Genomic DNA, 20,793 nt, shown 5'->3' with positions numbered 1-20,793 from the left:
TATTTTAACATATACTAAAGGAGATTTTCCGTTGGAGAGCTTGAGAAATATATAGGGGGATTTTTATGTATGTTGATATTTTATTGCTGGCAGAATTGACGTCAGGGCCAAAATATGGCTATGAAATTAAGAAAAATATCCAAAATCGGTTAGGAGAGAATTTTGAATTAAATCATAATATGCTTTATCCTTCTCTTCGACGTTTTGAGAATATGGGGGCTATAACGAAAAAAGTACATACACAAGTCGGTAAGCCAAACCGAAATATGTACGACATAACTGAAACAGGAGAAGAAATCTTTTCTGAAATGTTGCGCGAGTTTCCCGAAAAACTTGCGACAAACAATATAGAATTTCTTGTTCGTATCGCGCTATTTGAAAAACTTGATTATGAAGCTAGAAAAGAAGTTTTAACAATACGCCAAGACATACTACATAAACAACTTACTGCTATTCAATCTCTAGATGCTAGCTCATCTTTTATTACAGAAGTCATTGAATTTAGTAAATCACGTATCGAACATGAATTGCTCTGGATTACATCACTTATGAAGAAAATATGAAAAAATAAAAAGAAAAGTTAAAAACAATGAATGAAAATGAGATTTATTATCAATACTATAATTAATAAAAGGGCAACCACGATTTGGCTACCCTTCAAAAATTTATACTTCTGGATCAAAAGTTTTGCAATCTGTTTCTTCCGTAGTCGATGCTTGTTTTCCTTTATGACTTACTACATAAATTGCGTCTGCGCTACATTTATTGCCGTTAGCCCAAAATTTACAGTTGTTTACTTCACATAAAACGTCTTGTGCCATAGTATCACACCTCCTTGTTCTATTATCATTAACAAGATTCGGAGGTATGATACTCTTTGTTATGCATTTTTTATTCCCTTTTTAGCTTTCTTAATGGCTCTATATCCCCTTGTACAATAGTATCTATATTTTCAGTTATTTTTTCAATGTCAAAATGCCACCATTGAATTTGCAATAATTCCTCTATTATTGTATTTGTAAATCGGTCCTTTATTTTATTTGCAGGGTTTCCACCAACAATTGTATATGGTGCGACGTCTCTAGTCACAACAGATTTAGCTGCAATGATTGCACCATCACCTATGTTTATCCCAGGCATAATCGTTGTATCCATACCAATCCAAACGTCATTTCCTATAACTGTATCTCCTTTGTATGGTAAATCAGTCAAACTAGGTGTATATTTCTCCCATCCATTTCCAAATATATTAAATGGGTATGCCGAAAATCCATCCATCCGATGATTCGCCCCGTTCATAATAAAGGTAACTCCATTTGCAATACAACAAAACTTTCCAATAATAAGGTGATCTCCAAGAAATTCATAATGATGTAATACTCGATCTTCAAATGTTTCTCCATCTTTCGCATCATAATATGAATAGTCTCCAACATGTATATTAGCTTTCGTTATTGTATTTTTTATAAAGTGAACATTTCTATTTCCTTCAATAGGGTATTTAACATTTGGATTAGGATTCATGTTGCACAGCACTTCCTTTACTATTCATTTCACTTTCTACCGCTATTACTGGCTTTAAATTGTATATAGGTAAAATAAATAATAATCCAATTATAAATAGTAAAGCTGTGCCCTCATACATCATACTTAGTGAAAACATTTCTTTTAATGAACCAGCTATACTCATTGTTACTACCATCGAACCAGTGAATAGTGGACTTAAAATGCCATTTACACGACCAATAAAATCTGTATCACTATTTTGAATAATAAGCGTATTAATACCTATTTGGATACACGGAAGAGCTAACCCACTAAAAAGTTGTGCTGTGAGTGTTACCCATAAATTTGTGGAATAACCTATAATACCGATGCCGATTGCCTGACCGAGCATACCGATAATTAACATTTTTTGCGGCGCAACATTTTTTGCAAATACCATCGCTAAAGCACCGCCAACAATCATTCCTGCACCATTTACTGTTAGTAACCATTGTAAACTCTCTTTTGACAGCCCTAACTGCTCAGTCACGATAAATATACCTAATGGCTGAATCAATCCTATACCTAGTCCTGCAGCCATAAAACAAAACCCTAGCAAAGTTAATGCCTTTTTCTTTTTCACATATTTAATACCATCAAGCATTTCCTGTAATAGAGTGATTTCTTTCTTCTCGTTATCATTCTCAAGATCTTTCGGAAGAAATAATAACACAGCTGCTGCAAGTAAAAAAGCGATACCTGTAATAATGATTGAAATATAAATTCCAAAACTATGAAAAATAAATGTTCCAAGAATCGGTCCTAACACCATAAATATCGCAAATATTGTTTGATAAATAGACATCGCTAATTGAATTTGTTCTGCCGATAAATGCTGTTTAAATAATTTCATTCCAGATGGTTGAGAAAACTGCGAAAGGATTGCAGAAATAAGCGTGACAAAAAACACAATTTTCCACGTACCAAACATAAGAGTGATTAATACAGCAAATACTGAAATAGAACTTAACGTTTCACACCATATCATTGTCTTCTTCGGCTTCCACCTATCAGCAAACGTTCCACCAATAAAGGAAAAGATGAAAATTGGAGCAAACTCCGCAACTGAAATCATCGAAATAGCAAAAGCATCACCTTTTGTCATTTCCATTACATATAGTAATACGGCAAAGTTCCGAACCCATATTCCAATTTGTAAAAATAATGCTGAAGCTAAAATTCCCTGTACAAATCTATTCTTCAATACTTGTGATACCCCATTATTTTGTTTCGTTTCTACATTTGTCGACATAAAAAAGCCTCCTATTTCAGGTTCTGAACAGGAGGCAGCACAAATCATATGAAAAGACTATATTTTTCGCAGAGCGAAATACATCCCTTTTCTATAAATGTACAGACTAATCCTATTCAGAAGAATATTTCGTTTTTTAACGAAGATCTCTTACAAATAGAATTAGTTGATCATTGGGATGTTTTCACCCTTCCGTTTCGAATTTAAATAACACATACATACTCTATGTAAATCATTTTCTATGTATGCATGTCTTACAATAAATATTCTAGAATGTTAATGGTAATTCCTCTAAAGAACGCATTAAATAATTACCTTGCCATTTGATTTCTTCTCGATTCCCTTTTATTTGTAGTTTAGGCATTCGATTAAATAACGTAGTAATAGCAATTTTTGCTTCCAACCTAGCAAGCGGTGCTCCTAAGCAGAAATGACTACCATGCCCAAAGGCAATATGACGATTGTTCTCGCGAGTAATATCGAATACTTCCGGATGCTCAAATACTGTTTCATCACGGTTTGCAGAAGCTAAAGCAATGACAACCATATCTCCTTTTTCAATTGTTCGATCGTGAATTTGAAAAGGTTCATCTGCCCATCTTGAAGTTGTAACCTCAACCGGAGAATAATATCGTAATCCTTCCTCAATAGCAGCATCAATTAATTTTGGATTTTCTTTCAATAACTGTAATTGATTCGGATTTTCGAGAAGCGCTAATACCGTATTTGTAATTAAATTCACTGTCGTCTCATGTCCTGCGACAATTAATAGCATTATCATTGAATATAGTTCTCGGGCGCTAAGCTTATGCCCTTCACTCTCTGCAAGTATTAAAGCACTAACCAAGTCTTCTTTCGGCTCTTTTCGTTTCATACCAACTAAATATTGAAGATATGTAATAAACTCAGATAGTTGCTTTTCAGTTTCTTTTATTTCTTCTGGTGTTTCCGGATAAGCAATGACAGCGTGAGACCAAATTCTAAATTTCGCTTGATCTTCTTTTGGAATGCCGAGCATTTCACTTATCACAATGATTGGTAAAGGAAATGAATAATCATCAACAAGGTTTAATGAACCTTTTCGTTCGACTTCGTTCAATAAATCATCTGCGATATGCTGAATTCTTCCTTCCAATTGTGCGATCATCTTCGGTGTAAAAGCTTTTTGTACGAGTGATCGTAAACGATTGTGGTTAGGTGGATCTGAATTTAACATATGTGTCGTCAAATTATCACTATTGTCAACAGTAAGAAAGACATTCAATGTATCTTGAGAAAATACATTGGCCGGATCTTTTTTTAAGCGACTGTCTTTTAACAGCGGCAAAGCATCTTCATATCTTGTAATAAGCCATTCTGCACCTAATTCAGTTTTATTCACAAATAAGATAGGTTGCATTTTTCTCGATTCTTTATAAATTTCATATGCATCTTCTTTAAACTGAGCTGAAGCTAAATTAATGCCATCTTCTATTCTTCGGCCAACTTTATTTTTCATTGACATTGTATTCCCTCACTCTCATTTGTTTTTGAAAACCAACCAACATATGCATTATACTCTAATAAAAACGTGAAAATTGTAAATTTTCATCCGAAATCTTACTTCGTATATTGAAAAATAAAAAATGAGAGAGCAAAATTATTTTACTCTCTCACTTCTTATTATGCGAAACACATAAAATTACTAATTTGTTGATAGCGGTAACTTACTTTACGACGACGACCACCTTGCCAAGTGTAACCTGATACTCCGTTTCTTCTCACTTCAGTCGGAAAGAACCATAAGTCTCTTCCGAAAGGTCCAGGACGATGTAAACGTAAATATCCCCATCTTCCTAAACAGTTACACATCCATGATTTCATATTACCTGCTTGTGCTGGAGAAGCAAATGTAGATGGTAATGATGGAGCTTGTGACGGTGGTGGTGACGTTGGAGCATCTTCAGCATCATCTGGTCTATAATCTTCTTGTTCCATATTTCTCACTTCATTTGTAGATTCATATCCGTAGTTTTGTGAATTATAATACATCGCTTGATCATATGGATAATTTGGTTGGTTATACATATTAACAAATCACCTTCTTTTCATTCAGTACCTTTAACATTCATATGTGATCTGCCCTCTAAAGGAAGCTTATGTTATAGCCCAACTTCAATTTAAAAACCTCGTATTTTTAATAATACGAGGCTTTTAAACATAAAATGTATTTATTATTTCCTTAACTTCACACTATAAAAGCGCATTTCTTCTAGTGAACCTACAAATTCAAATACTTCTTTTTTAATTAATTGTTTCAAGCGATATTCTAAAAAAGTATCTCCAACCAATTGTTCCACAAGACCAAGTGCTTCACCAATCACTATAGGAGCTTTAGTAAACCCTTTATCAGCACCTACTCTTTTCGCACATTCAATTATAAATTGATCAAAATAACCTTCTTGTACAGAATGCACTTCATTGTCTGTCCAAACTCTTAAAAATTCCGTACTTTTCGATAGACTATCCCACTCATGTTCAAACTGCATACGTTTCTCCACAGTTAAATAAGGCAATTCTACAAAACTTTTATGAATTAGGGCTAAACTTTCAGGCGCTAACTCTCCAGTTCCACGAATATCATACTCTAGTTTTAATATTTCTTTACTTGCTTCTGACGTATTCATAACTCGAATGTTTTTCTTATCTTTTAATTGTGCCAATACAACACATAGACCTACTTGTTCGTGTGCGTTATTTGCTTTCCAAATCGTAATAGGAGTTTCAATAGGAATAGAATGTAGTTCTTCCATAGTTTCAATAAATCTTGGTAAATACTCTTCTTCAAAATAACTATCATAAGCGGTTAAGTTGTTTACTAACCATTTTTGTCTTGCTAGTTGCCCCTCATTTGTATGTAACTTATTTATCGGTCCTATTGAAAAGAATTCAGAAAAAGCGACAACTCTCTCTTCCAATCGTTCTTCTTGGCTAAGCATATATTTTAAACACCCAGCAGTTGAATCATCAAACGCAATATGTACGTGCGTACTTTCTTTTACATTTTTTTTATAAGTTGTATTACTCGTTAGTTGCCTAGGAATATCCATCAAATTTTTAATTGAATCTTCACTATAATTTTTTTCTAATAAATTTAACTGAATCAGAATACTTTGAAGTAAATGTTTTGCTTCATCTTCGTACATGTCCTCTACAACATTTTTGATTTTATCTATCACACAAATCCCTCTATTCATTTCAAAAATAACGTAGATAATAGTGTACCATTTAAGTATCACTCTTTAAAAGTTTTTTTAGTCAAATCATTTCTTACACAGATTAACGCAGCTATCTAAGTTTTTAATAAAATCTTTCTCTATCTCTCCCTCATGCTATAGACCTAAAATATTTTTTACTTCCCCTTTATCAATCACACAAAATCATAATAGTTGCTTAATAAATTTTAAATACTTTGTAAATCTTTTTATTTAAATGTATAATTATATAGAAAATAAAAACTATAGGAGCAATATTAATGGAGAAAGTACTTACTAATTATAAACATTATCTAAAAAATTGGAGATTTATATTTATTTGTATATTACCTGCTGCGGCTTTATTATATACACTTGATGTTACCTTTGAACTACTGTTTCACCAAAATTTCTATTTGTCTAATTTAATTATTGCTGTCATTTTATTCTTAATATTTATGAACGTAAAAGATAAATTTAAAATCAAAGGTTAAAGAAAACTATAATTGAAACGAAACCGTTGTAGAGCTACATTTTTCATAAAAAATAAGAGCACCCTTCTATTGGATGCCCTAGAGTGATTAGAGATTTTTTCTGAGTATTGATTCGGACACGAAGATCTTGTCCTACTATTTAATATATGCTTGTACTTATTTTATGGTGCACATATAAAGTATCACTAAAAATCCTACTCAAATATCTATTGTACAATTATCCTATTAATAAATAAAAAAACATCCCTATGGATGTTTTTTATGTACACACTTTTAAGCTTCCATAAACTTAGCCGGTACACCAATTTTTTCAACTACAGAAGATATATTAGTAGGATTAATCATTACATTTTCAATACTAACTAATTTATTTTCTAGTAGCCCATTCTCTGTAGTAATAAGTTCTTCAAACCGAGCTAAGGTCATCGAGAATTTGTGTTCACTTCCACCATTCATACAGACCTTTACATACTTCATAGTGTCACCGCCTCTCTTAATTATCTATAATTCGATAAGAATGCGCTTACATCCTTTTTTATTAAATTATGGTTTATCACATCCCATAACACGTTTAAAATGAATTTAAGAAAACAACCAATATACACCTCTTATTCCTTTTATTAAAATTACAATCAAACGTTTCTAGCATTCTACATCTTTAGAAAGAATTATATAATAGTATTAATTAAATATTAGGAGTGTTATTAATGGCTGATATAATTCGTCTCTTAATTATCATACTTATTGCTATTTTTTTGTTTTCATCTATTATTATGGAATTTAAAAAGCCTCAAAAAAGTATGTTTTGGTTCTCTATTGAAGTCTTGTTTCTGCTTGGAATTATACTTTTAATTAAAGAATTTTTTATCAAATTTTCCGCATAAACCCTTAAGTAAAATATAATATTTTATCAGAAACGCAGGAAAAATTATAATTTTGAACTCTTTTCACTGAAGTTAAGAATGTAACTTCCAATAATTATCCTTTATTTATAATTGCTTTATTAGCTTCTGCTAAGTCTTATTGGTTTATTAACATTAAGACTAGAACAAGCATGCCTTGTCATATATTAAAAAAGATAGGGGATGTGATAACATTGAATAACAATAACAATCAATTTGTTTTTTATGTAGTAAAAGGTTCGGCAATTAAAAAATTTATTATTATCGATTTAATTGCTGGAACAGGAATTTATTGGACCGTAAATTTCATTTCTTCAAATGCATTACTCGCAATTATTAGTTGTATTTTTGGGACAAAGAAAATAAAGAAAATGCATCATTCATAAAACCCAAAAGTATATCCCACTTCTTTCCTTTCAGTTATGTCCCTTTTATATTCCGCGTAATTGTGTACTATTCATTATCTTCTTTCGGCTTTTTTTACTGATTGACTGAATAATTTCATATATACCGCAATAGATACATTCCACTGAAAGCAGGTAGATTCTTCACTTTTTGCTCTTCTTGACATGGGAAAAGAAGCGTGAAAAGTTGGCTCATTTATTAGATTCTCTAGCAAACAACACTTTTACTTGTCTGCTTTTGTATGAGATTTTTCGTTTTACATATACTACTTTTGAACCTGCATACCAATGCAAGCCATTTTGGTGTTTTGGATTTCCCTTCCTGGGATAAGTATTTTTTACTTATCCCTTTTTTGTATAGACATATATATTTAGGGTAAAACTAATTACAAGCAGTTTTTCTGTTTATTCGTAGTTCTTAATCAAAAGACTTTTCTCCTTTTAAGGACAGCAGATACGACTGCTTGTCCTTTTTTATTTACATTTCACACGACATTTTCCGACCAATTCTAAGCATTCTAATACTGATTCCAAATAGCCGATGTTTATATTTATTCAAAATAAGCATTTTCTGATACTTTCCTTTTTGAGTTACACAACACGATCCAAATGAACTTATACATTTGAATCCATGTTTCCTATCTCAAAAGCTTTTCTACATAAAGAAAAAAGAACACCTTAAGTAAGTGTTCTTTTTCTTTATGTAAGCGAACATACAGATAATATTAATTCTCCAAATGTCACTGTTCCTAGTACTCCTAATATAAATCCCGTTAAACAAATACAATCAGCAAGACAAATAGAAGATTGCGATAATGGCACAAATGACCTACTTGTGCTCGATCCATAATGTTTTATTTTCTCATAATTTATATCTAACATTAAATGTAGAGACGATATACAACCCTCAATAGTTTGAAGAGATTCATTTTCTAATCGCTCCAATAACTTGTTATTTAAAGCAAGGGGTAGAGGAAACTGTTTATCTAAGTTCATATTTTGATAAATTAATTGTAAACGAGTTAGCATACTATTTTCCTTTTTTTCAGATACAACTGTACATTTCATATTATTAAATTCATTTAATAATAGTGTCAATTCATCCCTGGTGCCGTATAAATCCCTAGCTATTCTTCTCTTTAGTTTGTATGAATGGATAATTGATTTAATCTCAATCATTTAATTACACTTCCTAATTAAATATTATTTATCTTTATAGATAAACAGTACTTTTAAACCATATTAAAAATACACTCAAACACTTTAATTTACTATCGATTATCATTACGTAAACCTTACATTATTGTAATAATTTCTTTTGCTACTTACCAACTAGAAACAATCCATCCTCTTAATTAGAGTTGTATACAACTCTTTACTTTGTAATACAGTATTAAAATATTGTTGGTTATATTTTTGCAATAAAATGTAACCACACAAAATAAGCAGCTTCTGATTGCACAGAGGCCGCTTATTTAACATTCATATATTTATACATTCACGTTACAATTGCTAATAAGAAAGATAAAGATAGAAATGCACAAAGTGGTATAAATAAAACAGTATCCATTCTAGCAAAATGCGTATCTTTTTCGCGTTTAAAAATACCAAAATAACGAAACTCACCAATTACCCTTATGAAAAAAACAAACATACAAACCCAGGATCCTATTTGAATAATAATATTTGGAAATGCAAAATGAACTATATTTGTTTGTTGCAATAAAATCATTGCTGCCATACTTAATAATAACGCAATGAACAATGTCATTCCTAAACCTGGTGTAAACGCCTTTTCTCCAGATTTTGTTGGAATGACACTATTTGTCGCCCACTTACCTCCAAAAGCCCAATAAACATGTAAAAAGCTAACTAAGAATAATATGCAGACGGCAATATATGTAATAAAAAGCATTTTGTCCTCCCATTATTTTATTTAAGTCCTCAACTTTAGATTATGCTATGAATTCCTCATTAGCAATCTATATTTAATTACATAAAAAACCCTTTAATGATTTATTAATTCAATGATAAATCATTAAAGGGTTAACTGAAATTTCTTATGCATTATACCTGTTTCTACGACGTTCCATCCTCGTTTGTCCTTGCGCAGTACCTTCTTTATATTGATGTATTTGCTCTGGCGTTTCATATGTTGCAGCTGGAGCTGGTTCTTCGTAATTATGCTCACGTATTTTTTCTGGTGTTTTTCGTTTTGATACTTTTCCGCCAAACTTAAATAATTTCATCTTAAATTTCGGTAATCTTGGAAATGGAATCTTAAATGATAATTTTTTGCGCTTCTTTTTTTGTTGAAATAGATTTATATTTTCTTTATTAACATCTTTCTCTCTTCGGTGAATTAACATCGCAAGTAATCCACCTAATATAAGTCCACCAACTAAAAGCATAATATATTTGAAATTGCTTGTCATTAAACTCGACATACGTTCAAGTATGACTAACGACTGTACTTCTTTAATATCCCATAGTAAAGCGGCCCATAAAGAGACTAAACCGAATGTAAGTCCATATGTACGAAAACGGAATAGACACGGAATTAAAGCGACACATGCGGCAATTTTCGCGTTCGCTATTATTGAACTTATTGAAATATCTTGATGCCAAATGACTAACAGTAGTGTTATAAATGGAGCATACGCTATCCAGCTACATATGCGTGAATATATTTTTTTCGCAAAATAACTACCGAAACTAGTAAAAAATAAAAGGCCCCCAATATATAAAGACTGTTCTAGTGGGATTTGCTTTATAATTCCTGCAACTGGAAAGAGGCCGCTCAATAACATTAATAGCACATCTAATTTCTTCACAATTCCTCATTCCTTTCAAATTTCTTTTGAATCAATTCATACTGCTTTTCCATTTGATGTAGTTTTTTATTTCTAAAAAACATCTTAATCCTGTATGTAAATAAAGTAAATACGTAAAAGAAAAGATACATGACAAAAGATATCCTTATTTACATGAAAAAATGACAAATCCTGACCGATATAATGAGCAGGATTTGTCTACTATTATTTAAAGAAGAATAATTGAATCTTTCTTTTCTATTTTCATTATATCTACATCCAATTCATCATCAAACTCTTTAAACTCTCTTGCATCTATATCAGTCATATAGCTTTTTATAACTTTCGCCATATGCATGGAATACGGCATGTGTATATTCTTTTCCAAAAGCATACTTGAATTACAGCACATGTAATGCACCATTTTGGCAATATAATTCCTTTCTACAGCTTTTACACCTAGCGGTAAAATTTCAAGTATGTATCGCTGCAATGCTTCACTACCATTAAACGAATACTCACCAGTGCTATAATACATTCCTTTTTGATCTATATATAAACCCGTACTATCCAGTACATCATCACATTCTATCGCACCGTATTTTGGTACATCAAAAGATGTATTTATTCTTATAATATTTAAGTTTGGAACCTTTAACACATCCGGAACAATTTCAGGGAAAGTATCTATATCAATTTTTTTATTTTGCAATTCTTTTATCCAATGTTTTCTTACATTTGCATCTATAATGAAGTATACTTGTCCATTTTGCTCTTTTGCATATTGTAAAATTTCCGTTAATGTTTCAGAAACAAATTGTTTAAATTGAATTCCCATGTCATTTCTTTTTGAAGGCTGCGGTAAAAAGGTATTATGCTTATTTATATTTAATAATAAACGATCAATTGTTTGCCACTCTGTACTCCCATATAATTTATATGAAATTTCTTTTTCTTTTATTTGTGAAATAATAGGTAAGAAATCAAATTTCGAGATTCGTTCAATTGATAAATTAACATATGTACAAGGTAAATTTATCTTATTCCAACTACGTTTCAAAAATCCTTTTTGTTCTAATAAACTAATAACGCAATTTATAATTGTATTACGAGATACACTTTGGCCTATAAATAAATTAATAAATGCCGAAATACGGTTTGTTCGTGCAAAGCCTTCTCTAACGATTTGCTTTGGATCAATCTTTTCACGCCCATCACAATTTTTCATTGCAATTAATGCCAATGTCGCATCATTACGCTCACCTGCAGTAGCATAAACCGCTTTCATAACATCCTCTACTAAGTTTATTTTGTATTTCTGGCAATATTGCATTTTATATGGGTTTTGCAATACTTTTTCAATATTATACCTTACTATTTTTAACAATACTGGAGAATCTGCATTTAATACATATGATGACTCACCAATTTGCGCTATCACAATTTCACTTTCAAATAATGCTTGTTCTACTTCCATCGATATTTTTTCAGACCATATTTCTAATGTTATAGTCTCTAATCCTTTTGGTGCAATTAAAGGGAATAATTCATTTTCATCATTTGTTGCTATTCTTTTACATTCTGGTAGTATTGTGAAATAAGAGAATTTTTGCTGGAACCCTATAAATAGATCCTCTCTTTCTTTTACTTTTATACCAGGTTGTATTTTAGTACCTTGAACTTTATATATTCTCTCATTGTATGGAAGCAACACCCTAATATTTGTCCCTAACATATAACTTTTCGGATATTGAAGAATATGCTCTAATTCAACTTCTCCACCTATACGAAAATCATCTTTTAAATTTCTAAATATCTTAATCCACTTTATACCGTTTGTAGCTTGTTGTACTTTTAGTTTTACAAACCGTAATTTTTTATTATTCAATGCAAATTCTGGAGTAGAAATTAATACCATGCCCCGTTTTCGTCTTACTAGCAAAGGAATGTCTGGATGGTTATATTCTTGATAAAATCTCCGAATTCCTATTGAAACATTTAATAATGGAATGTTCTCTCCTCCGCGCGTTATATACTCGAACCGATATACATAGGCAAAATAATCTTGTGTTTTTTCATCTTTAATAGGTTCAGACATCGCCTCACAAATATTTTGTGATCTAAGAGGAGAAAAATATATATCTTCTTCATTTATATTTTCTAATTGTACGGGACGTTCACAAAAAATATGTGAAATTAAAGCGGGCACCCACTTAGAATATACTTCTTTATCATGTAGTACTGTTAAATTAGAAATCAAATCGTAATGCCATTCATATTTTGGCGATTCTATTAATTTATTAGGTTTCCAATCATGAATAACCTCATACCAACTTTGAAAAATATAATCGAGTTGTTCTTTTCTAATAGGTTCTTTCGATACAATCCATGGTGTATTTTCATTTAATACATATGGATTATGCTGAATAAATAATATATCAGAAAACATATCATATAATCTTTCATTCAATCGTTTCAACTTACTCGTTAATAAAAATGTCTTATAATGTATCTCTACAATATCGAGCCATTCAATAGGAAAATATATAAATGATACACTTTCGTTTAAAAGAGGTTCTACTATATTTTCAAATGTTAATAACCGTAATTTTTCCATAAAATGATTACTTCCTTTCTTCATTTTTCTTGATCATCAAAAACTAGAAATTAATTACTTAATCTAATCAATTTAAACCAAGCATTTAAAAGAAAAGTAAAAACTATTTATCCAAATAAAACATTATCAAAACGACTCTTTAAAAATTAAAAGTAGTTATCATATACAGCACCTCCCGGATCATTAATTTCATACATTTGAATTATATAATATATATAATGTATTGTATTTATCATTTACAATAACTTTACAATAAAACTAAAAAAGAACATCTTAAGTCGGTGCTTTTCTTACAAATTTCAACCATTATGTAATTGAACATATAGATAATATTAATCTTCAAAATGAAATTGCTCCTAGTAAAACTAATACAAATCCTTTTAAACAAATACAATCAGCAAGACAAATGGAAGACTACGATAACGGAAAAAATGACCTACTTGTACTCGATCTATATTGTTTTATTTTCTCATAATTCATATCTAACATGAAATGTAGACATGTTACACCATCCTCAATTGTATGTAGAGATTCTTTTTCTAATCGCTCCAATAATTTATTATTAAAAGCAACTGGAAGCGGATACTACTAGCCAAGTTCTTGAACAACAATACAAGATGCTAGATAAACTAGGACTTAAATATGAAAGGATTGATTAATAATGAACAGATTAGATAATATCAGTAGTGTGTATAGAATTGATGCCAAAAAATCTCCTTCGAAAGAAGAAGAAATTAAAGCGCTTCAGGATTTTTCAACAATAGATGTACCTACAGAATATATAGAAATAATTCAGCTAGCTTCAGACATTGAAATTAATGTTAACAACCAAATTTATATTCGAATTTGGGGAGCTTCGGGGTGCATTGAAATGAATGAAACTTATAAAGTGCAGAAATATCTCCCGAATTCACTCGCAATTGGTGATGATGAAGGAGGTGGTGCATTAATCTATCTACAGGGTAAAGATGGTTTTGGAATATACTATAACAGATTCGCAGATTTGGATATTGAGGAGGCAGTGAAAATTGCACCATCGCTAACCGGATTATTAGTAAATAATGTAGGTGTGAATACTTTATTAGACATTTTAAAAAATTTAGAGACCTTGATTGGCTTGCCTTTCAAGGTTTTTTATTGGTAACGATATAGGTTTTGTAACAACTATGCTATTTTTTTATTCTCATAAAAATTATCACGTCTCATCATCAATTCGTTATAAATGTAGGAATCTTTCAATTTCTCATTCCCTAAATATTTCAACTCAATAATCTGTCTCTAATCTTTATCAAGTTCAAGTGCATTCTGTGACGTCCGTTCAATTTGTTTAAAAGTCACCCTTCATTTTAGGAAAAAGAATAATGCCCCTAGCTTGAGCCTGTTCTTCTTGATTTTTTCATCTGCACGCACAATGCTTTGTAGTTTTTAAGCTCTTTCACCACAAGTCTACGCATCTCCTTTTCATCGATATCTTCAAAAAATGACAATTGATTCATACGATACGCTTCTCCTCTGTTCAATCTATTTAATTATGAATGGATTATTATTTTGAGTCCCAATATGCAATATTGCATATTCTGCACTTTCAATTTTATACATGCGATAATTTATTTATAAAAATAAAAGGTATTAGTAAGGATGATTTAAATGCACAAGTTCCTAAATAAGATGATTAAATATTTGCAAACATTTTGGGGATGCTTAGCATTCGGTATATTAATTTTCGTTATCTTCTTAACTATGGATTTAACAGATACACCTTTAAATACATTAGGCTGGAGAGACTGGCTAGGTTCTGCAGTAGGCGCAGCCATCTTAACTCTCGGGATGTTTACTTTAAGTAAATTGGATTTAAAATAAATATTCCGTCAATACTGTATATAGGCTGTATGCCAAATCTCATTTAAAGTAGATTTCCCTGTATCTCCTTGTATTGAGCAGTTAACTTTCGCTAGCTGCTCTTTGTTTGTAAAAAACGAACTCAATTGACTGAACGCGCATATAATATTCTGCTTTCCTTTCTTTATAAAATAGTCATTAAAAAATGAATCTCGTCACGAGAGCACTTTATTTAGTGCTCTTTTTTGGCTTTTTAATACTTATCAATTTAAATTTTTGTTTAATTGATAAAATAAAACTGCTTGTCCACTTCGATACATTCTTTAATCCCTCTTAACAATCCTTGCACTTTTATATAAATGCTTTCCAACTTCATGATTTGTTTTTTGCAACCTTTACCTCCTATGGCGAGCAATCATAGAAGGTAAAGGTATGAATGAAGAAAATATTGTTTTACATGGAGTTGCTGTTGAATCAAGTTTAATCGATTCAACTCTCCTATCTATTCTTCGTCATTCACTTTACCAACAGAAGCAACAGGAGCAACAGGTTCAACGATATTGATTTAGGAAGCGGACTCCCTTATATATATTAAAAGCTTTTTGAAGTGAACCCATGTTCCTTATATATTATGGAATGGGTTTATATTTGTGACATAAGGGCTTATTTTTTTATTTATTTTAATTTTCAAGGGCCTTTTTCTTATACTTGTTTGTTAACCAATTCATAAGTTGTAGTGTGTAAGTGGGTGAATGATAAGGATGGTGTAAAATTGAGTGAATTTAAAAAGAAATTTCATATTCCATGTGAGTGTTTTCTCCCCCCTGTACCCCCACCTCAAGTTGGACCAACCGGGCCGACTGGACCAACCGGGCCGACTGGACCAACTGGGCCGACTGGACCAACTGGGCCGACTGGACCAACTGGGGCTACAGGAGTTACAGGACCTACGGGACCAGCTGCTACGGCATGTTGCCCATGTACAAATGTTCTTGATAACCCTGGATTTGATGAACCTGCAACACCAGGTACTCCAGTTCCAGGATGGATTGTAACGGGAAATGTTTCAGAAGTAGGATTTCCAAATGCGCACAGCGGTCGTTTTCTTCCAAATGGAACCTTGAGTGCTTTAGCTGTTTCTATTGGACCTGGAGGAATTATGACCCAATCTGTTGATGTGGGCGAAGGTTGTTGCTTTACCCTTTCTTTTGCTGGGGATATAAGAGACGGAGCACTCCTTGTTGCTTCTGTATCGTTTCCAGAACTTGGTCAAGGATGTCCTCCTAACCCTACAACACTTGGACCATTAAACATTCCGCACATTGTACCTGTTTCAAATCAACAACAAGCTGGCTTCCAACATTATACCCTTGTTGTGTGTATACCTGCTGATGTAACTACAGCATGTATTAGTTTCCAAAACTTAGCTACGGGTGGAGAAGGCGCAACAGCTTTTGTTGATAATGTTGTATTCCAACCTACTGGTGGACCTTGCACTTCATGTTCACAAAATTTTTAATGCATAAATATATCTGAAGCTTTTCGTTTTTCTAGCGAATCCAATAACTATTAAAGAGGGGCCCCTGGCTCTCTTTTCATATTAGAAATCACCATATGCGCCCATATATTGAACGTATCCCTTTATGATTAACATACGAATGATATTCACCTTTATAAAAGTTATACTTCATTAGATTCACTATTTCACCCCTGTGTAAAATATGAAACTATTGAGCAGTTAGCTTTTGCTAGCTGCCTTTTTTTGGTTTGTCTGTCCGAATAAAATTCTAAAGTATGTCCAATACTATAAATAGGCTGATACAGCTTGAATTGACAGTGACCTCTGTAATGTTCTTTTCCTCTTTCTCTGAGGACGGAGCAGTTAACGCTTGATAACTGCTTTTTTGTATTAAGTTAATTATAAATTTCAGGTCTTATTTCTCTTCTACGCCATATACCCTTAACCTAAGTATCCATCTCAAGGTGTTACCTCTTATCTTAAAGAGCACTCCTGTAAGTGCTCTGTTTATTTATTACAAAATGAAATTTTTATTATAAAAGTAATTATTAAATACCTAACGCATTTACATTATGATTGGATAGGTATTGTATATTAGCATTTAGAAGAGCGTCCTGGTCAGGCGCTTCTTTTTTTGGCAAAATAGCGTTTTTGTTTAAATCCACCTTTTTTTAACTATGGCTTTACTAATAATTTCATGCTAAAATCCACTAGGGTGTTTATTTTTATATTATTTTTGGAGGCTTTATGAACAATCAAAACAACAATGAAACAAACAACATCAGTAGACTATTAGCTCTTTTTCTAATAGTATCACCACTATTAATACCTATCGTGCTCCCTACAGCCATAATTGTAGGAATGAAACAATGGATGCCTAATGACGTTGAATACCCAAGTATAATGTCACTATTGATCTTATGTATTGGATTTTTCATAGTTGGGATCATCTTCTCATTTGTATTACGCGTATTTAAATTATCTGAAGAAAAGCTAAAAGAATTAGGTTTCTTAGGATTTACAATTTCAATTGTTAGTACCTTCCTGACAATGTATGTCGGATATTTTTGGCTAGCAAAATTTAATTTCACAGCAGTGCAATTATCACCACATGCTGTATTAATCTTTGCGATTTTATCTACTATTCTTTTAGAAGTAATCTTTAAAGTGATTGATAAATTTGATACACCTGATGCAGAAGAAACACTTAAATAGATATTAAAATGATCATCTTAGAGTACATATCAACATGTGCTCTTTTTTCTTTTAATCAAATAACGATTTTATTTAAAATGTATTCACTCTTTATTTTTAACTCCCATATACTTATATGGACTATAAAAAAATACACAATATAGTTCTTGGTCAAAGAGCGCCATATTGCCCTAATGGTGCTCTTTTTAATTAAATAAGAATTTTGTTTAAACTTCATTAACCTTATTGATTCCTTTGCATACATTACAATTACAAGGAATCCTACAGGTTTCCCTAGGCCAGTTACCTTGTATTCCTTGCACACCTTAAGGGAAGAATCCGTTTATAACAAACGGGTTCTTTTATTTTTGGTTGTAAAATAACTATTTTGTTAAATTTCATAAATTCAGTCGCTTGTCCATTTCTCATTTTTTACATCATTGCATTTACTATTAGTAATACGAATGTTTAAGAGGTGAATTATATTGGACGAGTTTTTATCCTCCGCTGCATTAAATCCGGATTTAATAGGACCTACCCTCCCACCTATGCAACCTTTTCAATTCCCTACAGGTCCCACTGGTTCCACGGGTGCTACTGGACCTACTGGACCTACCGGGCCTACCGGGCCTACTGGACCTACTGGTGCTACTGGACCTACTGGACCTACTGGACCTACCGGGCCTACTGGTGCTACTGGACCTACTGGACCTACCGGGCCTACTGGTGCTACTGGACCTACCGGGCCTACTGGTGCTACTGGACCTACTGGATTTAATCTTCCTGCTGGACTTGCATCTATTACCTTGACTTCTAACGACACTACAGCATGCGTATCCACCCAGGGAAATAATACTTTATTTTTTTCGGGTCAAGTATTAGTAAACGGTATTCCTACTCCAGGAGTAGTAGTCAGCTTTTCATTTAGTAACCCAGCTCTTGCTTTCATGGTTCCTCTTGCTGTTATCACAAACGCTTCAGGTAACTTTACTTCTGTATTTCTAGCGGCTAATGGACCTGGAACAGTAACTGTTACTGCTTCACTACTTGATTCTCCAGCAACAATGGCTAGCGTCACTATTACCATTGTAAATTGTCCATAATGGATGGACTAAGAAATCTATAGTAAGATGAGCACTGTAAATCAGTGCTCTTTTTTCATTTGGATATTCCTTTCAAATGAAGTCTTTAATTTAAACTTTCTTAACAAAATTCAAATTTGATTAAAATCTATAAAAAACTATTTTGTAGAATTTTTTAAAATTTATATATACTTATAATAAATAATTAGTTATACTATGAAAGTTCCTTACAGTCATAAATATGGAATCGACAATTGCAACAACTTTACTTCCTTAAGTCCTAGCATTTTAAGCTAGGACTTTTTACTTACTTCACATCGACACGTGCTTGACTTGCTTCTCGACTAAAACCATCTGGATATCTTTTAGCTAATTTTGCAATATTCATTTCCGCAATATCTTGTAACGTATATCCCAGTTCATGCGCCATAATTGATAAATAATAAAGAATATCTCCAAGCTCTAAGGCTAACTTATAAGTGTTTCCGTCTTCTTCTCCTGGACAATGCGATGGTTGAAAACCATATCCGTGATAAATTGCTTTTTTAACAATATCGGCAACTTCACCAGCTTCGCCTGTAAGTCCTAAAGCTGCATTTGAAACTCGTCCTCCAAAATCAGTTTTGTTATTCCAGGTACGTAAAGTTGCTTCCTGATAATCGTTTAATTCACCGATTGATAAATTGCTTGCGATTTGTAAAACAGTAGCTTCTTTTATAGCTTGATCTTCCTTTTTCGCTTCGCTGATTAATTTTGTTGCTTCCAATACACCGTTTTCCATAACATTCATTTTCATCTGCTCCTCTTAACTAATATTTTTATTTTTGGACTTAGCTGGCGTTGTAGCTGCTTTTATTGGTTCCCATCCATAACTCAATCTAGATCTGAAAGTACTTACGCTTATGCCATTGGATTCAGCAATCTTAACAAGTTCCTTCCTGTCAATTTGTTTACGCGTCGGAATATTTGCCGCATCTTTAGGGTCCCACCCATTATTTACCCTGCTATAAAAAGTACTTGAATTAACTCCATTTTCTTCAGCTAATTTTAGCCATTTATTGTGTTTCCCCTCGCCCATATGCCAATATGTTCTTGGTGGTGTAGTTAATGCTTCTTGCAATTCCCAACCGTATCTGTACATCCTCATGTAAAGAACTCTTCTACTAATACTGTTTGATTCAGCTTGCTGATATTCCTCATCAGTTAACCAACGATTGAAAGCCATCAATTGTCCCTCCTAATCCAGCGCCAGAAATTCAGCTCTGGTACGATTCGAATGAGTTGCCCTAATCTTCTGAATACCTTTTCCATGCTCTTCTATTGTTGCATTCCAAGCCTCGATTTCAGTTTTAGCATCAAAACAATCCATCTTTTGCCGTTCCTCTTTATCATAGAAATGTACTTCATAGCTTGGATTCAAAAACTTTTCACTGGTACTTATCGCATTGTAGTCGAAACTACCTACAACATCATCAATAGTTAATTGCTTCATAATTGCATCCCCAATTATTTAATTTTTTCAGTGATTGTAGTTGATACACGATCAACTTTTCCGCCTTGCCAAGTAATTATTTGTTCTCCAAATCCAGTTGCTGGAGGATTCAGCGGAGTAACCTCACCATTTTTAACCACATAAATTCTATTATCCGTAACATCGATTTCAACTTTCGTAGGCTTCATACGACTGAAATCCTCCTTTTCTTATTAACTAGCTTTTTGTTGTTTGCTTCTTTCTAATTCTTGTTTCATTGATTCAAATTTTATTAACCATTCTTGCCAACGCTTATCGTTTTCCGCTTGCTGTCGCTTTGCCACTTCACAATTACAACCGTTCGTTTCAATTACACCTGGATAAGTTTCTTTACGAATAATCCCTGTATCATGACATAATACGCACAT

Annotated in this window: 26 protein-coding genes and 2 pseudogenes; 8 read left to right on the top strand and 20 right to left on the bottom strand. The window is 32.4% G+C overall.

What is annotated here, in order from left to right:
* Positions 1–65: 65 nt before the first annotated feature.
* On the top strand, positions 66–563 hold the full coding sequence (locus ATN06_RS13210; RefSeq protein WP_060631006.1) for a PadR family transcriptional regulator: 498 nt from the start codon (positions 66–68) through the stop codon (positions 561–563).
* 102 nt (positions 564–665) lie between these two features.
* Here the strand turns inward: ATN06_RS13210 and ATN06_RS13205 are convergent, their stop codons facing one another.
* The 6 genes from ATN06_RS13205 to ATN06_RS13180 form a co-directional block, all read right to left on the bottom strand.
* Entirely contained in the window at positions 666–821 is a 156-nt protein-coding gene (locus ATN06_RS13205; protein WP_000046091.1) for a DUF1540 domain-containing protein, read from the bottom strand.
* A 70-nt stretch (positions 822–891) separates the two neighbouring features.
* Positions 892–1,524, bottom strand: a complete 633-nt coding sequence (locus tag ATN06_RS13200; protein ID WP_060631005.1) for a Vat family streptogramin A O-acetyltransferase — start codon at positions 1,522–1,524, stop codon at positions 892–894.
* Complete coding sequence (locus ATN06_RS13195; RefSeq protein ID WP_060631004.1) at positions 1,514–2,797, bottom strand: MFS transporter; 1,284 nt, start codon at positions 2,795–2,797, stop codon at positions 1,514–1,516. Before ATN06_RS13195 ends, ATN06_RS13200 begins: the two co-directional genes overlap by 11 nt.
* Positions 2,798–3,065: 268 nt before the next feature.
* Positions 3,066–4,301 (bottom strand): cytochrome P450, encoded by a 1,236-nt coding sequence (gene cypA / locus ATN06_RS13190; protein WP_060631003.1) that lies wholly within the window; start codon positions 4,299–4,301, stop codon positions 3,066–3,068.
* 158 nt (positions 4,302–4,459) lie between these two features.
* Entirely contained in the window at positions 4,460–4,864 is a 405-nt protein-coding gene (locus tag ATN06_RS13185; protein ID WP_060631002.1) for a hypothetical protein, read from the bottom strand.
* Between the two features lie 146 nt (positions 4,865–5,010).
* Positions 5,011–6,015, bottom strand: a complete 1,005-nt coding sequence (locus tag ATN06_RS13180) for a DUF1835 domain-containing protein (RefSeq protein ID WP_060631001.1) — start codon at positions 6,013–6,015, stop codon at positions 5,011–5,013.
* Positions 6,016–6,311: 296 nt separating this feature from the next.
* On the opposite strand from ATN06_RS13180, the gene ATN06_RS13175 reads away from it, so the two are divergent.
* Positions 6,312–6,524 carry a hypothetical protein gene (locus ATN06_RS13175; protein ID WP_060631000.1) on the top strand — a complete coding sequence of 71 codons (213 nt, stop codon included), beginning with the start codon at positions 6,312–6,314 and terminating at the stop codon, positions 6,522–6,524.
* A gap of 273 nt (positions 6,525–6,797) precedes the next feature.
* Here ATN06_RS13175 and ATN06_RS13170 read toward each other — a convergent pair whose 3' ends face one another.
* Positions 6,798–7,001 carry a hypothetical protein gene (locus ATN06_RS13170; protein ID WP_060630999.1) on the bottom strand — a complete coding sequence of 68 codons (204 nt, stop codon included), beginning with the start codon at positions 6,999–7,001 and terminating at the stop codon, positions 6,798–6,800.
* A 619-nt stretch (positions 7,002–7,620) separates the two neighbouring features.
* Here ATN06_RS13170 and ATN06_RS13165 point away from each other — a divergent pair.
* Positions 7,621–7,812 carry a hypothetical protein gene (locus ATN06_RS13165; RefSeq protein ID WP_060630998.1) on the top strand — a complete coding sequence of 64 codons (192 nt, stop codon included), beginning with the start codon at positions 7,621–7,623 and terminating at the stop codon, positions 7,810–7,812.
* Positions 7,813–8,529: 717 nt separating this feature from the next.
* On the opposite strand, the gene ATN06_RS13160 is transcribed toward ATN06_RS13165, so the two are convergent.
* The 5 genes and pseudogenes from ATN06_RS13160 to ATN06_RS28435 form a co-directional block, all read right to left on the bottom strand.
* Positions 8,530–9,009 (bottom strand): hypothetical protein, encoded by a 480-nt coding sequence (locus ATN06_RS13160; RefSeq protein ID WP_060630997.1) that lies wholly within the window; start codon positions 9,007–9,009, stop codon positions 8,530–8,532.
* A gap of 319 nt (positions 9,010–9,328) precedes the next feature.
* The gene (locus tag ATN06_RS13155; protein ID WP_060630996.1) at positions 9,329–9,745 is read right to left on the bottom strand and encodes a DUF3995 domain-containing protein; all 417 of its coding nucleotides are present in this window, start codon (positions 9,743–9,745) and stop codon (positions 9,329–9,331) included.
* 145 nt (positions 9,746–9,890) lie between these two features.
* Positions 9,891–10,664 carry a DUF3959 family protein gene (locus ATN06_RS13150; RefSeq protein ID WP_060630995.1) on the bottom strand — a complete coding sequence of 258 codons (774 nt, stop codon included), beginning with the start codon at positions 10,662–10,664 and terminating at the stop codon, positions 9,891–9,893.
* Positions 10,665–10,872: 208 nt separating this feature from the next.
* Entirely contained in the window at positions 10,873–13,260 is a 2,388-nt protein-coding gene (locus tag ATN06_RS13145) for an RNaseH domain-containing protein (protein ID WP_060630994.1), read from the bottom strand.
* A 339-nt stretch (positions 13,261–13,599) separates the two neighbouring features.
* Positions 13,600–13,845, bottom strand: a pseudogene (locus tag ATN06_RS28435) (homoserine dehydrogenase); the annotation flags it as partial.
* 76 nt (positions 13,846–13,921) lie between these two features.
* On the opposite strand from ATN06_RS28435, the gene ATN06_RS13140 reads away from it, so the two are divergent.
* Positions 13,922–14,404, top strand: coding sequence for an SMI1/KNR4 family protein (locus ATN06_RS13140; protein WP_060630993.1), 483 nt, complete (start codon positions 13,922–13,924; stop codon positions 14,402–14,404).
* 223 nt (positions 14,405–14,627) lie between these two features.
* On the opposite strand, the gene ATN06_RS29610 is transcribed toward ATN06_RS13140, so the two are convergent.
* Positions 14,628–14,756 carry a hypothetical protein gene (locus tag ATN06_RS29610; RefSeq protein ID WP_254904409.1) on the bottom strand — a complete coding sequence of 43 codons (129 nt, stop codon included), beginning with the start codon at positions 14,754–14,756 and terminating at the stop codon, positions 14,628–14,630.
* A 151-nt stretch (positions 14,757–14,907) separates the two neighbouring features.
* Here ATN06_RS29610 and ATN06_RS13130 point away from each other — a divergent pair, with 151 nt between their 5' ends.
* From ATN06_RS13130 to ATN06_RS29705, 4 genes and pseudogenes are all read left to right on the top strand, one after another.
* Entirely contained in the window at positions 14,908–15,120 is a 213-nt protein-coding gene (locus ATN06_RS13130; protein WP_060630992.1) for a hypothetical protein, read from the top strand.
* A 751-nt stretch (positions 15,121–15,871) separates the two neighbouring features.
* Entirely contained in the window at positions 15,872–16,618 is a 747-nt protein-coding gene (locus ATN06_RS13125) for a hypothetical protein (protein ID WP_060630991.1), read from the top strand.
* A 747-nt stretch (positions 16,619–17,365) separates the two neighbouring features.
* Positions 17,366–17,833 (top strand): hypothetical protein, encoded by a 468-nt coding sequence (locus ATN06_RS13120; protein ID WP_060630990.1) that lies wholly within the window; start codon positions 17,366–17,368, stop codon positions 17,831–17,833.
* Between the two features lie 464 nt (positions 17,834–18,297).
* Positions 18,298–18,354, top strand: a pseudogene (locus ATN06_RS29705) (exosporium leader peptide-containing protein); the annotation flags it as partial.
* Positions 18,355–18,371: 17 nt separating this feature from the next.
* Here the strand turns inward: ATN06_RS29705 and ATN06_RS29445 are convergent.
* The 7 genes from ATN06_RS29445 to ATN06_RS13085 form a co-directional block, all read right to left on the bottom strand.
* Complete coding sequence (locus ATN06_RS29445; protein WP_060630989.1) at positions 18,372–18,653, bottom strand: hypothetical protein; 282 nt, start codon at positions 18,651–18,653, stop codon at positions 18,372–18,374.
* 30 nt (positions 18,654–18,683) lie between these two features.
* Positions 18,684–18,899, bottom strand: coding sequence for a hypothetical protein (locus tag ATN06_RS29440; protein WP_060630988.1), 216 nt, complete (start codon positions 18,897–18,899; stop codon positions 18,684–18,686).
* A 302-nt stretch (positions 18,900–19,201) separates the two neighbouring features.
* Positions 19,202–19,684, bottom strand: a complete 483-nt coding sequence (locus ATN06_RS13105) for a nucleoside triphosphate pyrophosphohydrolase family protein (protein WP_060630987.1) — start codon at positions 19,682–19,684, stop codon at positions 19,202–19,204.
* 15 nt (positions 19,685–19,699) lie between these two features.
* Entirely contained in the window at positions 19,700–20,119 is a 420-nt protein-coding gene (locus ATN06_RS13100) for a hypothetical protein (RefSeq protein WP_000885287.1), read from the bottom strand.
* A gap of 12 nt (positions 20,120–20,131) precedes the next feature.
* On the bottom strand, positions 20,132–20,386 hold the full coding sequence (locus ATN06_RS13095; protein ID WP_060630986.1) for a hypothetical protein: 255 nt from the start codon (positions 20,384–20,386) through the stop codon (positions 20,132–20,134).
* A 14-nt stretch (positions 20,387–20,400) separates the two neighbouring features.
* Positions 20,401–20,574 (bottom strand): DUF3954 domain-containing protein, encoded by a 174-nt coding sequence (locus ATN06_RS13090; RefSeq protein ID WP_000805175.1) that lies wholly within the window; start codon positions 20,572–20,574, stop codon positions 20,401–20,403.
* Between the two features lie 24 nt (positions 20,575–20,598).
* Positions 20,599–20,793, bottom strand: a complete 195-nt coding sequence (locus tag ATN06_RS13085) for a hypothetical protein (protein ID WP_000337981.1) — start codon at positions 20,791–20,793, stop codon at positions 20,599–20,601.

It is taken from the genome of Bacillus thuringiensis (assembly GCF_001455345.1).
Lineage (GTDB): Bacteria > Bacillota > Bacilli > Bacillales > Bacillaceae_G > Bacillus_A > Bacillus_A thuringiensis_N.
The sequence above is the reverse complement of the archived record's forward strand: the minus strand, read 5'-3'. Positions and strand labels throughout refer to the sequence as shown.